A 13,843-nucleotide genomic window follows, 5' to 3' on the forward strand; every position below is an offset into this window, starting at 1 on the left:
GAACGTTCTCACAAGCTCTGGTCCGGCACCTGCAAGGGCCAAATTCCAACGGGAGGTTGATCGAAATGAGGCTGTTAAAAAGACTGGGACTGGCCGCGTCGCTGACGCTTGCCACCGCCATGGGCGTTGGGGCGGTTGTCGACCATGCCCAAGCGCAGGACAAGAAGTTCAAGATATATCTGTCGCTGAGCTACAGCGGCAATTCGTGGCAGTCGGAGGCCGCGAACATCGTCAAGGCGTTGGCGCAGACGCCGCCCTACGACAAGACCGTGGAGCTGAAGGAAGTCATCTCGGGAACCGACCCCCAGGCTCAGATCTCGGCCTATGAAAGCATGATACAGGCTGGCGCCGACGGCATCATCAGCTTCCCGATCTCGTCGACGGCGCTGAACCGCACCGTCCATCGCGGCTGCCAGAAGGGCGTGCTCTTCTTCATGTACGACGCCACGGTGACCGAGCCTTGCGCCTACAATGTCAGCTATATCACCGCAGGCTTCGGCGAGAATACCGCCCAGGCCTTGGTCAACATCCTGGGAGGCAAGGGCAAGATCTTCCTGAGCCGTGGCGTCCCGGGCAACTCGGTGGATAAGCGCCACACCGATGGCGCGATGCACATTTTCAACCAGTATCCCGGCATCAAGGTCGTCGCGGAATACTACTCCTACTGGGATGACCGCACCACGCAGCAGGAGACGGCCAAGGCTCTCGCTGCGCATCCCGATGTTGACGGCATCTGGGCTCAGGCAGGCGAATATGGCGCCGTTCAAGCGCTGCTCGACAAGGGCAACAAACTGGTTCCGATGACCGGCGAGAACTCGGACGGTTTTCGTCTCGGACTGGCAGACCCGAAGATGCAAGGCATGGGTCTCAAGGGTGTGTCCGCCGGTTCGCCGCCTGCTACGTCAGGCTATGCCTTCAAGCTGATGATGGAGATCCTGACCAAGAAGCGCGACCTGAAGCCGATGAACATCGAGTACCCGCTGCCTTGGGTGCCAGCGGATCAAGTAAAACCCTGCAAAGGCGATACCTTCGCCGACGGGTGCAATGTTTTCCCGTCCGACAAGGTCCCGAGTTCCTTCGTCACCGAGGTCTTCAATCCCGATTTGCTGCCGGAACTGTCGCTGCAGTCGGCGCTCGAGGGCAAGCCAACACCAGGAGCGACCATTCAGGCATTGCCCGCGGACGTGAAGCAGGCGCCCGATGCCCCTGGCATCAACTGCTCATCGTGCAAGGCTCCGGCCGACGAATACAAGCTCACCAAGATCGAGCCGACGGTAAAACCCTGATGATCAGCAATGCAACAGGTGGACGGCATCCTGCCGCCCACCTGACTCAACATAAGGATGAGAATATGCCGACTTTTCTGAAACGGGGCAGGGATCCCGAAGCTGTCGCCCAGAGCGATGCGGCCGTCCGGACGACCGTCGAGACGATCCTTGCCGACATAGAAAAGCGAGGCGATACCGCTGTCCGGGAGTTGTCGGAGCGTTTCGACAAATGGTCGCCGCCAAGCTTCCGGCTCAGCGACAGCGAGATCGAGCAGGCGATGTCCAAGGTGTCGGCAAGCGACATCGAGGATATTCGCTTCGCCCAGGCCCAGGTTCGCAATTTCGCCGAGAAGCAGCGCGCCTGCCTCCAGGACCTCGAAGTGGAAACGCTTCCCGGCGTTGTCCTCGGCCACAAGAACATTCCCGTGGAAACAGTCGGCTGCTACGTGCCGGGCGGGAAATACCCGATGGTCGCCTCCGCGCATATGAGCGTGGTGACGGCCAAGGTCGCCGGGGTGAAGAAGATCATCGCCTGCGCGCCGCCGTTCCAGGGCGGTCCGCATCCGGCTATCGTGGCCGCGATGCACATGGCCGGCGCGGACGAGATCTACGTTCTGGGCGGTGTGCAGGCCGTCGGCGCCATGGCGCTCGGAACCGAAACCATCGGGCGCGTCGACATGCTCGTCGGTCCTGGCAATGCCTTCGTCGCTGAAGCCAAGCGGCAATTGTACGGTCGTATCGGCATCGACCTGTTCGCCGGCCCGACCGAGACGCTGGTCATTGCCGACGACAGTGTCGACGGCGAGATCTGCGCGACCGATCTGCTCGGCCAGGCCGAGCATGGTCCGACCAGTCCCGCCGTGCTTTTGACAAACTCGGAGAGGCTCGCGCGCGACACCCTGGCCGAGATCGAGCGGCAGCTGAAGATCCTGCCGACCGCCGAGATCGCCGCCAAGGCATGGGCGGACTATGGCGAAGTGATCGTCTGCGCTTCCTACGAGGAAATGGTCGCGGAGGCCGACCGGATCGCATCCGAGCACGTCCAGGTCATGACGCGCGATCCGGACTACTTCCTCGACAACATGCGCAATTACGGCGCTCTGTTTTTGGGAGCGCGTACGAATGTTGCCTATGGCGACAAGGTCATCGGCACCAACCATACGCTGCCGACCAAGAAGGCGGCCCGTTACACAGGCGGTTTGTGGGTTGGCAAGTTCATCAAGACCTGCACCTATCAGCGCGTTCTGACCGACGAAGCGAGCGCCATGATAGGCGAGTACTGTTCGCGCCTGTGTGTCCTCGAGGGATTCTATGGGCATGCCGAGCAGGCCAACATCCGGGTCCGCCGCTATGGAGGTCGCAACCAGGCCTAAGCCAGCGCGCCAACGGAGTTTTCATGTCGATCATCGCCCGCAACAAGAACAGCAAGCCCCGCCTGACCGTGAAGGATCTGGCGCGCGATCTCGGCATGTCTGTTTCGACCGTATCCAGGGCCTTTCACGCCGATGCCGTGATCGCCAAGAATACGCGGGACCTGGTGCTGAACCGTGCGAGGGAGATCGGCTATTCGCCGAACCCTTTCGCGCGCAGCCTCATCACCAAGAAGACGCGTATCGTGGGTATTGTCGTCGCGGACATCAAGAACCCGTTCTATCCGGAAGTGCTGACGCGGCTGACCACCGCCCTTCGTGCCATCGACATGAACGTGATGCTCGTCGCCGCCGACCAGTCGGGAGACGTCGACCAGGCGCTACGCCTGCTGCTCAACTACCAGCCAGATCTTGCCATCATCCTGGCGGCCACCCTGTCTTCGGCGGCCGCGCAGGAATGCCGTAGGGCCGGCACTCCGGTGATCTTTTTCAACCGACTCTCGGCCGACGACCACGCGTTCGGCATTTCCTGCGACAATATACTCGGCGGCCGCAGCATCGCCGACTATCTCGTCGATACCGGCCACCGGCGCCTGGCCTACATCGCCGCCTTGCCCGATGCCTCCACCAATGTCGCACGCCACAGGGGCTTCAGCGAACGCGCCGTCGAGCGTGGCCTCGCCGCGCCGATAGTTATCGAGGCAGGCCAGTTCAGCTATCACGCCGGCTACGAAGCGGCGCGCAAGCTGCGTGACCTGAAAGAGGTTCCCGACGGTGTCTTCTGCGCCAACGACATTCTCGCCATTGGCTTTCTCGACGGCGTGCGGCGAGAGCTGGCGCTCGGCGTGCCGGACGACATTTCGATCGTCGGCTTCGACGATATCGAGATGGCCCACTGGCCTTCGCACGGGCTGACGACCGTCCGGCAGCCCATTGACCAGATGCTCGAGGCCACGGTCAGCCTGGCGAAGGAATTGAGCACGAATTCCGGCCGGGAGCCGATCGTTCAACTAATCCCGCCCGGCGCGGTGATCGAGCGCGCGACGACGCGAAAAAGGCACCATGGCTGATATCCCGGGAAAGCGCTTCTTCGAGCGGGCGGTAAGCGTCCACCGCTATGACTGCGAGGTCGTCGCGGCGCCCCATGTCTCCGTCACCGGAAGCGAGGAACCCGTCGCCACCGTGAACGATGCCGCGTTGGCCGACGAAGCCATCGTCCGCTACGTCGTGGCAACCCGCCCCGTCTACGAAGGCCTGCGCCGGCTGATCGGCCAACTCGCTGGCCTGCTGGTCCTGGCTCAGGCCGGCGGACGCCGCGACGTGCTCGATCTGCCTGACATTCCGGTGGCCCGCGAACGGTGGACGGAGGTGGAGCAGCGGCTGGGCGCCTTGCACGCGCCGCATGGGCTCGAAAGCCATTGCGCGCGTCTGGGGGCCGCTCATGCAACGCTGGGCGAGGCCCTGGACGATTTCGGTTCGGCCCGACTGCGGCGCGACTGGCAGCAGGAGCTCGACCGGGCCGGGGAGAGGATCAAACGCGCCTACGCCGGGCTGCAGGCGGCGTCGGAACCGCGGGCCGGTATGACGCCGGTCGATTTCAATCACGCCTGCTGCAGCTGTGCGCAGCGTTGGCGACAACAGGGAGGAAGCAATGGGCCAATATTCGATCTGGGTGCTTGAGTACAGCTATGTCAGCAACTACCACAAGAGCGGGGTGCTCTACGGCGCCCACAACCAGGGCTACGTGAAACTTCCCTACTGCTACGCGCTGATCAAGGGCAACGGTCGCGTTGCCATGGTCGATGTCGGCTACAACAACAAGGACTACGGCAAGCATCTCGCCGACAAATTTGGCGTCGAGAACTGGCACTCGCCCGACGCCGTTCTTGGCGAAATCGGCCTCTCGCCCAAGAACGTCGACACAGTTTTCGTCACGCACGCGCATTTCGACCATTTCGGCAATGTCGAGGACTTCCCGAATGCGACCTTCTACATCCAGGAGAGGGAGATCGCGAAGTGGGTCTGGGCGATGTCGCTGCCGGACCGCATGCGCTGGATGAACGTAGCCGTCGACCCCGGCGACATCGTGCGCGGCGTCGATCTGGCCCGTCAGAAGCGGTTGGTAACGATCGACGGATCGAAACAGGACGTCCTGCCCGACATCGATCTCCATGCCGCTTTTGACAGCCATACCTACGGGTCGATGTGGGTCACCGTGCGCAACGGCAAGGACGACACCTGGGTGCTGGCTGGCGATCTGGTCTACGTCTTCGACAACATCGAGGGCTCGGGAGCTGCCGTCGATATCGAGACGCTCTACGTTCCGGTGGGGCTTGCGGTCGGCAGCCAGACCAATCTCGTTCTCGCTACCGAGGAGATGATGAAGCAGGTGGGCCACGAGGCACGGCGGGTTATTCCCATCCACGAAGAGCGGTTGAAGGACCGGTTCCCATCCCGCATCACTCAGGATGGCCTGCGGATCACCGAAATTTGCCTCGCGGACGGCGAGACGTCACGGGTGCAATGATGGATGCAATCCGCAAAGTCGCCATTGTCGGTGCCGGACTGGTCGGCCGTGGCTGGGCGATCGTCTTCGCCCGGGCCGGCCATGATGTGACCATCTATGACGGCAGCGCCGACATCCGCGCCGCGGTGCTCGACAAGATCCGGGCCAGCCTTGCCGATATGCAAGAGGCCGGGCTGGTAGATGCCGTCGATGCAGTCATGCGGCGGCTGAACGTTGTCGATACGCTGGAGGGTGCGGTAGCGGATGCCGACTACATCCAGGAGTCGGTGCTGGAAGTGCGCGACATCAAGGAGGCGGTCTGTCTGGAGATTGACCGGGCGATGCGGCCCGACGCGGTCGTAGGCAGCTCCAGCTCCGGCATTCCGGCCTCGGCCTTCACCGGGTCCTGTGCCAACCGCCGGCGTTTTCTCGTCGCTCATCCCGTCAATCCACCGCATTTGATCCCGTTGGTGGAACTGGTCCCGGCGCCCTGGACCGACGCGGAGGCCGTTGCGTGGCTGCGGGTGCAGATGGAGGCCGTAGGGCAGGCTGCCGTGATCGTGCGCAAGGAAGTCGAAGGGTTCGTCCTCAACCGGCTTCAGGGGGCATTGCTGAACGAAGCCTGGGCCCTGCTCGAGGAGGGCGTGGCAAGTGCCGCCGATATCGACCTTACGGTGTCGCATGGGCTCGGCTACCGGTGGTCCTTCATGGGGCCTTTCGAGACGATCGATCTGAATGCGCCCGGCGGGATCGCGGACTACGCGAGACGTCTGGGACCGCTCTACCATTCGATCGCCCTCGCCAGGCGCGATCCGGCCCCCTGGTCGGAAGGGCTGGTTGCCAAGGCCGAGGAAGCGCGCCGCGAAAAGTTGTCAGCATCCCAACTCGCCGAACGCAGCGCCTGGCGCGACCGCAATCTAATGGCGCTGGCCGCCCATAAGCGAAGCACCGGGGTTTGACACTCAGGAGACGGCCATGACAGCCACACTCACAGGCAAGGTTGCCCTGGTCACTGGAGCAACCGGCGGCATCGGCGCGCGGATCGTATCCAGGCTTGCTGCGGAAGGGGCTTCGGTTGTCATCGGCTACAACCGTTCGCGGCAGACGGCCGACGATCTGGTTTCGTCATTGGCGTACGGCGATCACTTCGTCGCCGAGGCGACCGTGACGGACAGCGATTGCCTCGCGCGCCTCGCTGGTCAGATCGAGAAAAGCTTTGGCCGGCTGGATGTCCTGGTCAATTGCGCCGGGACAACCCGCTTCGTGCCACATCCGGATCTCGACAGCCTGGACGATGAATTGATCGACCGCATCTTCAGCGTCAACGTGCGCGGTGTGATTGCTGCGACGCGGGCCATGCGGCCGCTGCTCGATCGCACCGGCAGCGGGGTTGTTGTCAACATCTCGTCGATCGCAGGGGTCACCGCCATGGGAAGCAACATCGCCTATTGTGCGTCGAAAGCCGCTGTCGATAATCTGACCAAGTCGCTGGCGCGTGCCCTGGCCCCGAGAATCAGGGTCGTGTCGGTCTCGCCCGGCGTCGTCGACACCGACTTCATCAAGGGCCGTGACGAATCCTGGCGGGACGAACAGGCAAGCCGGACGCCGCTGGGGCGGCTGGGCACGCCCGACGATGTCGCCGAGGCGGTTTTGGCGGCTGCGACCCATCTCCGTTTCGTGACCGGCGTTATCATTCCGGTCGACGGCGGTCGGCCCCTGGCCTAGAGCCCGGGACAGGATCAGGTCGAACGGACCTCGTTTCTACGCGTGGCCGCCAATCATCGAGCTGCGGTCAAGAAGTGCCCGCGCCCGCTGATCGATCTAATCCTCCAGCAGATAGCCTGTCCGGTGGGCGAGGGGCTTTTGGCCCACCACCTTGGCAATGACCTGATTGGCGGCGACAAGTTTCTTCAGCCTTCGCGTCACCACGAGCCCGTCGGTGCGCGCCCGTACCGTCACGCGCGCCTCGCGGCCCAGCGAAGAAGGCACGATGATGTCCGCGATCGGCTGTCCACAAGTGACGCGTTCACCCAGTTCGGCGCGGTAGACGATGACACCGAAAGCGGGCGTGCGAACCACATCGCACGCATCGAAGCCGGTGATCTCGCAAAGCGCGGCGGGCGGCAGGCCCGCTTGCCCCGCGACGTAGCCGCGGCGGCGAAGCACGTTGAGCAAGGCGGAAGCGTCAGCCGACGCCATCTCATCACTGATGTCGATGAAGCCGCGCAGTTCCACCGTCGCGGCGAGGCAGCCGATCGGGATCACCTTATCGGGAAGGGCAGCCGCAAGCCTGATCCAGGGCTCGACGCTTGCTTCGGCGAAGGTTGAGCCGCCCGACGAACCCTGTGAGAACACCGCCCGGCAACCGAGTTCCCGCGCAAGGTCGGACAATTCGGCCGAGATCTCGGGCCGCACGAACAGATGCATCAGCCCTTCGTCGTCGCAGTGCAGATCCAGCACAAGATCGGAATCGAAAGCCTCGCGTGCCAAGGCGGTGTAAAGGGAATCGACAGGCTGCCCTGCGCCGCGTTCGTCGAGAATTTCGCGAATCGTGCTGCGGATGAGCACCGTGTTGTCGTCGGCGCTGCTTCCGAGCCGATCGGCAAGTCGGATGGTCAATTCGCCGGCGACATCAGGCCATTTGCGGTTGAAATTCCGGCCGCTGGCCAGATCGTAACGCCCCAGATGATCGCCATTGACGAACTGCGCCAGGCCGAGCGGGTTGGCGTAGGGAACGACGACGATCTGGCCCCGGATTTCGCCGCGCGCGTCGGCGGCGTCAAGCTGCTCGACCAGATGGTGTAACACCAGCAGGCCGGGCGCTTCGTCGGCATGCAGCGCGGCATGTATGTAGGCTTTCGGGCGCGCGTCGGCGGCACCATACCGGATAATGCGCACGCTGTGTTGGCTGCCCGGCGTGCCGTTGGCAAGAGGAACATCGAGGATTTCACGAGACATTGGTGGCTCCGGCGAGCGCACGTTCCGATAGCGGGAAGTGGCAATTGAAGACATGGCGGGGATCTTCCCGGTCGGCTGCCCGGGACGGGAAGACGCTTTTGCAGATGCCCTGCGCATAGCGGCAGCGGGTGTGAAACTCGCAGCCCGTTGGGCGCGTCATCAGGCTCGGCACCTCGCCGCTGAGCTCGACCCTGTCGAGCACGGCGTCCGGGTCGGGTTCCGGATTGGCCGACAGCAGCGCCTCCGTATAGGGGTGGCGCGGCTGCGCGAATATCCGCTCGGTCGAGCCGACCTCGATGAAGCGGCCGAGATACATGATCGCCATGCGATCGGTCATGTGGCGCACGACATTGAGATTATGCGTGATGATGAGAATGGCGATGCCGAGTTCGCCCTGCAAACGTCCAAGCAGATTGAGGACTTCACCCTGAACGGACACGTCCAGACCCGCGGTCGGCTCGTCGGCGATGATAAGATCGGGTTGCAATGCAAGGGCCCGCGCCACGCCGACGCGGCGCGCTTGGCCTCCGGAAAGCTGGTGTGGATATCGCCGCCCGAAATCGGCGGGCAGGCCGACCATGTTGAGCAGGCGTTCCGCTTCGGCGGCGGGGTCGCGGCCGGTAACGCCGTGAATGCGGAAAGGCTCCATCAGCAGTGAGCGTACAGTGAGTCGCGGCGACAGCGATCCGACCGGATCCTGGAACATCATCGCCATGCGCCGAAGATGCGGCTTGCGCTCCGTCGGGGCGAGGCCGTTCAGCACCTGACCATCGAAGCGTATCGTGCCGCCCGTTGGCGGCCGCAGGCCCATGATGGCGCGGGCGATGGTGGATTTTCCCGAACCGCTTTCACCGACGAGGCCGAGCGTTTCGCCCTTGCGGATCTCGAAGGAAACGCCGCAGACGGCGTCCACGAACGGGTTCTTAACGCCGCTGGCGAGCGCCTTCAGCGCGCCCATGGTGCGGAAGCGTACGCGAAGATCCTCGACAGAAAGCAGGGGGCTCATACCGGCGCCACCAGCGTGTCGTCGAGACGATGGCAACGTGCGGTGTGCGTTGCGCCGATAGCGCACGGGACAGGACTGTCATCCACGCACCGGGTAAAGGCTTGCGGGCAGCGCCGACGGAAGATGCAACCCGCCTGGGTACCGAGGAGGCTCGGCACCTCGCCTGGGATCGTCGGCAACTGGCGGGTGCGTTGCCGGATGCGTCCGGGATCACATTCGAGCAGCGCGCGCGTATAGGGATGCCCCGGTCGGCGGAAGATGTCGCGCACGGTGCCGTATTCGACCACCTCGCCCGCATACATGACCGCCACCCGGTCGCAGAGCTCGGCGACAGCGCCGAGGTGGTGAGAGACGAACAGGATCGAGCAGCCGATCTCCTTTTGCAGCTCTTTCAACAGATGGATGATCTGCACCTCCAGCGTCGCGTCGAGCGCTGTGGTCGGTTCGTCCGCGATGAGCAGCGCCGGCTTCACCAGCAGCGCCATGGCGATGCAGATACGCTGGCGCATTCCGCCGGAAAACTCGTGCGGATAGCCGCCGATGCGGCTCTCCGGGTCCGGAATGCCGACCCGATGAAGCATACCCAGGGCGCGCTGGCGCTTGGTCCGGTGCGAGCCGCCCTCGTGATGCTGGATATCGATCATCTGGCTTTCGATGCTGCGCACAGGGTTCAACGCCGTCATCGGATCCTGGAAGATCATCGACATGCGGTTGCCGAGTAAGCCGCGCCGCTCCGCCGGAGCCATGCCGAGCAGGTCGCGCCCCTCGAACAGGATGGCGCCGTTCACCATCTCGGCATTTTCCGCCAGCAGCCCCATCACGGCATAGGCGAGCGTCGATTTGCCCGAACCGCTTTCGCCGACGATGCCGACCACTTCGCCCGCCGGCACGTCGATATGGATATCGCGCAGTGCATGGGCGCGACCGCGCGGCGTGCCGAAATCGAGAGACAGACCACGGATCGCCAGAAGCGGGTCGCGGTTTGGAGAATGTCCTGCCTGAGCGCCGGGATTCATAGGTCTTTCCGAAGCTTGGGGTCGAAAATGTCGCGCAGCGCCTCGCCGAGGAAAGTGAAGCCCAGCGTGGTTATGACGATCGGGATGCCGCCGGCGATCACCAGCCACACCGTCTTGTGGATATAGCCATAGCCGTCACTGAGGATGGTTCCCCAGTCCGGCGTCGGCGGACGGACACCCATGCCTAGGAAGCTCATGCCGGCCTCCAGCGTGATGACCAGCGGAACATCCATGCTGACCAGGATCAGCAGCGGCCCGATCACATTGGGCAGCACGTGCACGGCAAGGATTCGCACGATGCCGGCGCCCATGGCGCGCTCCGCAGTGATGAACTCGCTCTCGCGCAGTGCGTGGGCCTGCGTGCGCACCACGCGCGCATAGATCGGCACGGACGTGATCGCGACGACGAAGATGACGCTGGCAAGGCTCGGCCCGAGCAGCGTCACCACTGCCAAGGCGAAGATGATAACCGGAAAGGAGCGGATCGTGTCGAAGACCAGCAGCAGCAGATTGTCCAGCCAGCGCGGACCGAAGGCGGCGATGAGGCCGAGCACAAGCCCTGCGCTGAGCGAGGCGCCCAACGAGACGAAGGCGACGAGCAGCGCGATCCTTCCGCCCATGACGACCCGCGAGAAGACATCGCGTCCCAACTGATCGGTGCCGAGAAGAAAATGCAAAGAGGGCGGCGCCAGCCGGGGCCCAACCATGATCTTGATCGGATCGTGAGGCACGATCCAGGTGGCGAAGACCGCAGTCGCCACCATCAGCACCACCAGCACGGCGCCCATCATGCCGAGCGGAGACTTGCGCAATTGCCGCAGGAACATGGTGGCCGCGCCCGGCCCGCGGCGTTCATCGACCGCCTCGCGAATGAGTTGAACTTCGGACACGCTACAAATTCTCGCGGATTCTTGGATCGAGCGCCGCGTTGACGAGGTCGGCGAGCGTCGTGGAGATGACGAACAGAACGGTGGTGACGAGGACCGTGCCCATGACGATCGGATAGTTGCGCGAGTCCACCGCCTTGACGATCAGCGCGCCGATGCCGGGCCGGGCGAAGACCACCTCGACGAAAACCGCCGCCGAGAGCAGGTGCGCCATGCCGACGCCGATGATCGTCACTGTCGGCACGATCGCGAGCGGCAGCGCGTAGCGCGCCACGATGCGCCGCTCTGAAAGGCCGAAGGAGCGCGCCATGCGAATGTGGTTCTCGCCAAGAATCTCCAGCATGGAGGCGCGCACGATGCGCGAGATGTAGCCCACCCAGCCGATACCGACGACGAAGGCTGGAAGGATGAGATGGACGAACCCGTCGCGGAAGCCTGAGCCGGCGCCGATGGCCGGCAGCCAGCGCAGGCCGACCGAGAAGATCAACAGCGCATAGATCGCCATGACGAAGGACGGGATGGCGATGGTTCCGACCGCGAATACACCCACGACCTTGTCGATCACGGAGTTGCGGCGCAGCGCCGAATAGCAGCCGAGCGGCACGCCGACGATAACGGCCCAGGCGATCGAAACCAGGATGAGTTCGATCGTGTAAGGCAATTGCTCGAAAACGATGGCCGCGACAGGGCGCTGGGTAAAGACATCGGTGCCGAGATTACCGTGCAGCAGCCCCCCGAAGAATGAGACGATCTGCACGGGCAGCGGCTTGTCGAGGCCCATTTCCTCGTGCAATTGCGCCTTCAGTTCCGGCGTCGCACGCGGTCCGAGCAGGACCGCGGCGGGATCGCCGGGAACGGCCTGGATCATCAGGAACAGCAGCGTGACGGCAACGACGACAATTGCCGCCGCCAGCACGATACGCTTGCCAAGATATAACCACATGTTTTGACTCAGCCTGTCCCAGCGACCGCGTCAGAGCGGTTCAGCGTTTGATAGAATCGCCGACCCGCTCTAACCCTTTGTTTTTTCGCAATTCCGGACGGAAAACCGCTACGCACTTTTCCTAGAATGCGCTAGGCCGATTTCGGCTCAAAGCCGAGATAGAGTGGCCGCCCGTCTGGGCGCGTCTCGGCCTCGAGTTGCGTCGTTCGGTACATGATCGGCGAGCCTTCATGGGTGAGGAACCGGTAGGAGCCGGAATCTTCCATGATGTCCTGCATCTCATAATACATCTTGGCCCGTTCCTGCGGGTCTTCGACGGTTACCGCCTTGGCGTTGAGCTCGTCGAAGCGCTCGCTGCGGAAGCGCTCCCAGTTCCACACACCGACCTGGTCGCGCACGAAAAAGGTGGTGGCGTAATAGGGATCCGGCACCATCGAGAAACGCTGCACGATCAGCTGCATGTCCTTCCAACGTTCGCCTTCCGATTCCATGCCGATGGTCCAGAACGAACCGGAATCCTGAACATTGACCTCGACCGTGATGCCGATCTGCGACAGCTGCGCCTGGACCATCTCCGCGATCGTGGAGAAGGTGGTCACGTTGAGCGCGTCGATGGTGAGGCTGAGTTCGGTGATGCCGGCCTTCTCAAGATACTGCTTCGCCTTTTCGAGATCGCCCTCCGGCGGTATCAGCGCTTTTTCCCGGTGTCCCACCAAGCCTGGAGCGATAAGGCCGGTCGCGACCTGGGCCTGGCCTGAATAGGCCGCGTCCATGATCTGCGGCACATTGATGGCCCATTGAATCGCCTTGCGGACATTGACGTCCTTCAGCTTCGGATGGTCCGAGTTCATGCCGATATAGACATAGTAGAGCGAAGGCTTTTCTTCGATCTTGGTGTTTTCGGGCGGGCTGTCCTTCAACGTGGCCAGCGAATCGAGGCTGAAATCGGTGAAGTCGATGTCGCCTGCCTGATAGGCGCGCTCGGCGGTCTTGATATCGCTCATGGGCAGGATATGAATTTCGTCGAAGCCCGGCCTAGGGCCTTTCCATTCGGGATTTCGGGTCAACAGGACGAGCTGGTTCGGCTTCCAGTCCGACAACACGTAGGGACCTGAATAGCAGGGCGGCTTCATGCCGAAATCGCCGCCGTCGGCAACTGCCTTCGTCACCGCTTTTTTCGAGACGATGTGGCCGCAACCATAGGGAAGAGTGATGTTCCAGAGCGGCACGAAAGGCGTCTTGAGCACGATCACGCCAGTATGGTCGTCCTCGATCTCGATGCGGTCAAGCGGACCCCAGTCGCCCTTGACCGGAGAATTGTGCTGGATGACGCGCTCAAACGAGAACTTCACGTCCTCGGCGGTCATTTCGCCAAATCCGCCAGTGAAGTTGATGCCCTTCTTCAGGCGGAAGCGGATGTGCGTCGGATCGATCTGCTCGACGGATTCGGCGGCCTCGAGTTCCCAGCCCCACTCCGAACCCGGTTTATAGCGCGTAAGCTTGGTGTAGATGCAGTTCATGACGTCGACATTGTACGCGTTCTGGTAGAAGCCAGGATCGAGCTTGTCGATATCGGAATAGGCGCGGGCCTTGAGCACCTTGCCTTCGGCCGCCCATACGGCCTGCGACAAGGGCAGGCCGGAGGCGATGATCCCCGCGCCGAGGCCGGCGCCTGCCTGCAGGAAATGCCTGCGATTCAATTTCATTCCATTCACGGTTTCGTTCCCCTTTCAACTGAGCGGGTTTCCCGACGATTGCCGGGATCCCTCCTTTTTGGTGCCGCGCCGCCTGATGGGGCCGCGAGTTCGGACGGCGCATTCTTCAATTCAGCCGGCAAGCCGGTCAATTTCGCTGCCGACGCAGATGTGAGCGAGATTAGCGTCAGTTCG

The 13,843-nt window shown here is 63.0% G+C and carries 13 protein-coding genes; 7 read left to right on the forward strand and 6 right to left on the reverse strand.

The annotated features are described in order from the left end of the window. Positions 1–65: 65 nt before the first annotated feature. The 7 genes from FJ972_RS09865 (at position 66) to FJ972_RS09895 (ending at position 6,869) form a co-directional block, all read left to right on the forward strand. Positions 66–1,286 carry a sugar ABC transporter substrate-binding protein gene (locus tag FJ972_RS09865; protein WP_224518896.1) on the forward strand — a complete coding sequence of 407 codons (1,221 nt, stop codon included), beginning with the start codon at positions 66–68 and terminating at the stop codon, positions 1,284–1,286. A 65-nt stretch (positions 1,287–1,351) separates the two neighbouring features. Beyond that, a complete protein-coding gene (hisD, locus tag FJ972_RS09870) occupies positions 1,352–2,641 on the forward strand; it encodes a histidinol dehydrogenase (RefSeq protein WP_140518013.1) in 1,290 nt (429 codons plus the stop codon). A 23-nt stretch (positions 2,642–2,664) separates the two neighbouring features. After that, positions 2,665–3,708 (forward strand): LacI family DNA-binding transcriptional regulator, encoded by a 1,044-nt coding sequence (locus tag FJ972_RS09875; protein ID WP_140496117.1) that lies wholly within the window; start codon positions 2,665–2,667, stop codon positions 3,706–3,708. Further along, positions 3,701–4,318, forward strand: a complete 618-nt coding sequence (locus FJ972_RS09880; protein WP_140522213.1) for a hypothetical protein — start codon at positions 3,701–3,703, stop codon at positions 4,316–4,318. The genes FJ972_RS09875 and FJ972_RS09880 overlap by 8 nt, the downstream gene beginning before the upstream one ends. Beyond that, positions 4,290–5,165, forward strand: a complete 876-nt coding sequence (locus tag FJ972_RS09885; protein WP_140518016.1) for an N-acyl homoserine lactonase family protein — start codon at positions 4,290–4,292, stop codon at positions 5,163–5,165. The genes FJ972_RS09880 and FJ972_RS09885 overlap by 29 nt, the downstream gene beginning before the upstream one ends. Beyond that, entirely contained in the window at positions 5,162–6,103 is a 942-nt protein-coding gene (locus tag FJ972_RS09890) for a 3-hydroxyacyl-CoA dehydrogenase (protein WP_140522211.1), read from the forward strand. Before FJ972_RS09885 ends, FJ972_RS09890 begins: the two co-directional genes overlap by 4 nt. A 16-nt stretch (positions 6,104–6,119) precedes the next feature. Next, on the forward strand, positions 6,120–6,869 hold the full coding sequence (locus tag FJ972_RS09895) for an SDR family NAD(P)-dependent oxidoreductase (protein ID WP_140522210.1): 750 nt from the start codon (positions 6,120–6,122) through the stop codon (positions 6,867–6,869). 96 nt (positions 6,870–6,965) lie between these two features. Here FJ972_RS09895 and FJ972_RS09900 read toward each other — a convergent pair whose 3' ends face one another. The 6 genes from FJ972_RS09900 to FJ972_RS09925 all read right to left on the reverse strand — a co-directional run bounded on the left by FJ972_RS09900 (position 6,966) and on the right by FJ972_RS09925 (position 13,660). Continuing rightward, positions 6,966–8,102 (reverse strand): succinylglutamate desuccinylase/aspartoacylase family protein, encoded by a 1,137-nt coding sequence (locus tag FJ972_RS09900; protein WP_181168601.1) that lies wholly within the window; start codon positions 8,100–8,102, stop codon positions 6,966–6,968. Next, positions 8,092–9,108, reverse strand: a complete 1,017-nt coding sequence (locus tag FJ972_RS09905; RefSeq protein WP_140522206.1) for an ABC transporter ATP-binding protein — start codon at positions 9,106–9,108, stop codon at positions 8,092–8,094. The genes FJ972_RS09900 and FJ972_RS09905 overlap by 11 nt, the downstream gene beginning before the upstream one ends. Further along, positions 9,105–10,124, reverse strand: a complete 1,020-nt coding sequence (locus FJ972_RS09910) for an ABC transporter ATP-binding protein (RefSeq protein ID WP_140522204.1) — start codon at positions 10,122–10,124, stop codon at positions 9,105–9,107. The genes FJ972_RS09905 and FJ972_RS09910 overlap by 4 nt, the downstream gene beginning before the upstream one ends. Continuing rightward, the gene (locus tag FJ972_RS09915; protein ID WP_224655834.1) at positions 10,121–11,014 is read right to left on the reverse strand and encodes an ABC transporter permease; all 894 of its coding nucleotides are present in this window, start codon (positions 11,012–11,014) and stop codon (positions 10,121–10,123) included. Before FJ972_RS09915 ends, FJ972_RS09910 begins: the two co-directional genes overlap by 4 nt. A gap of 1 nt (position 11,015) precedes the next feature. Beyond that, positions 11,016–11,954: an ABC transporter permease gene (locus tag FJ972_RS09920; RefSeq protein WP_140522202.1), complete on the reverse strand. Its 939-nt coding sequence runs from the start codon at positions 11,952–11,954 to the stop codon at positions 11,016–11,018. A 131-nt stretch (positions 11,955–12,085) separates the two neighbouring features. Further along, entirely contained in the window at positions 12,086–13,660 is a 1,575-nt protein-coding gene (locus tag FJ972_RS09925; protein WP_140496108.1) for an ABC transporter substrate-binding protein, read from the reverse strand. Between the last annotated feature and the right edge of the window lie 183 nt (positions 13,661–13,843).

It is taken from the genome of Mesorhizobium sp. B2-1-1 (assembly GCF_006442975.2).
Classification (GTDB): domain Bacteria; phylum Pseudomonadota; class Alphaproteobacteria; order Rhizobiales; family Rhizobiaceae; genus Mesorhizobium.

What these genes read in the sequence shown, in the direction of transcription:
- FJ972_RS09900 (WP_181168601.1), bottom strand. Translation starts at nt 8,102, where the DNA reads ATGTCTCGTGAAATCCTCGATGTTCCTCTTGCCAACGGCACGCCGGGC.
- FJ972_RS09910 (WP_140522204.1), bottom strand. Translation starts at nt 10,124, where the DNA reads ATGAATCCCGGCGCTCAGGCAGGACATTCTCCAAACCGCGACCCGCTT.
- FJ972_RS09880 (WP_140522213.1), top strand. Translation starts at nt 3,701, where the DNA reads ATGGCTGATATCCCGGGAAAGCGCTTCTTCGAGCGGGCGGTAAGCGTC.
- FJ972_RS09905 (WP_140522206.1), bottom strand. Translation starts at nt 9,108, where the DNA reads ATGAGCCCCCTGCTTTCTGTCGAGGATCTTCGCGTACGCTTCCGCACC.
- FJ972_RS09865 (WP_224518896.1), top strand. Translation starts at nt 66, where the DNA reads ATGAGGCTGTTAAAAAGACTGGGACTGGCCGCGTCGCTGACGCTTGCC.
- FJ972_RS09875 (WP_140496117.1), top strand. Translation starts at nt 2,665, where the DNA reads ATGTCGATCATCGCCCGCAACAAGAACAGCAAGCCCCGCCTGACCGTG.
- FJ972_RS09925 (WP_140496108.1), bottom strand. Translation starts at nt 13,660, where the DNA reads ATGAAATTGAATCGCAGGCATTTCCTGCAGGCAGGCGCCGGCCTCGGC.
- hisD (WP_140518013.1), top strand. Translation starts at nt 1,352, where the DNA reads ATGCCGACTTTTCTGAAACGGGGCAGGGATCCCGAAGCTGTCGCCCAG.
- FJ972_RS09890 (WP_140522211.1), top strand. Translation starts at nt 5,162, where the DNA reads ATGATGGATGCAATCCGCAAAGTCGCCATTGTCGGTGCCGGACTGGTC.
- FJ972_RS09885 (WP_140518016.1), top strand. Translation starts at nt 4,290, where the DNA reads ATGGGCCAATATTCGATCTGGGTGCTTGAGTACAGCTATGTCAGCAAC.
- FJ972_RS09920 (WP_140522202.1), bottom strand. Translation starts at nt 11,954, where the DNA reads ATGTGGTTATATCTTGGCAAGCGTATCGTGCTGGCGGCGGCAATTGTC.
- FJ972_RS09895 (WP_140522210.1), top strand. Translation starts at nt 6,120, where the DNA reads ATGACAGCCACACTCACAGGCAAGGTTGCCCTGGTCACTGGAGCAACC.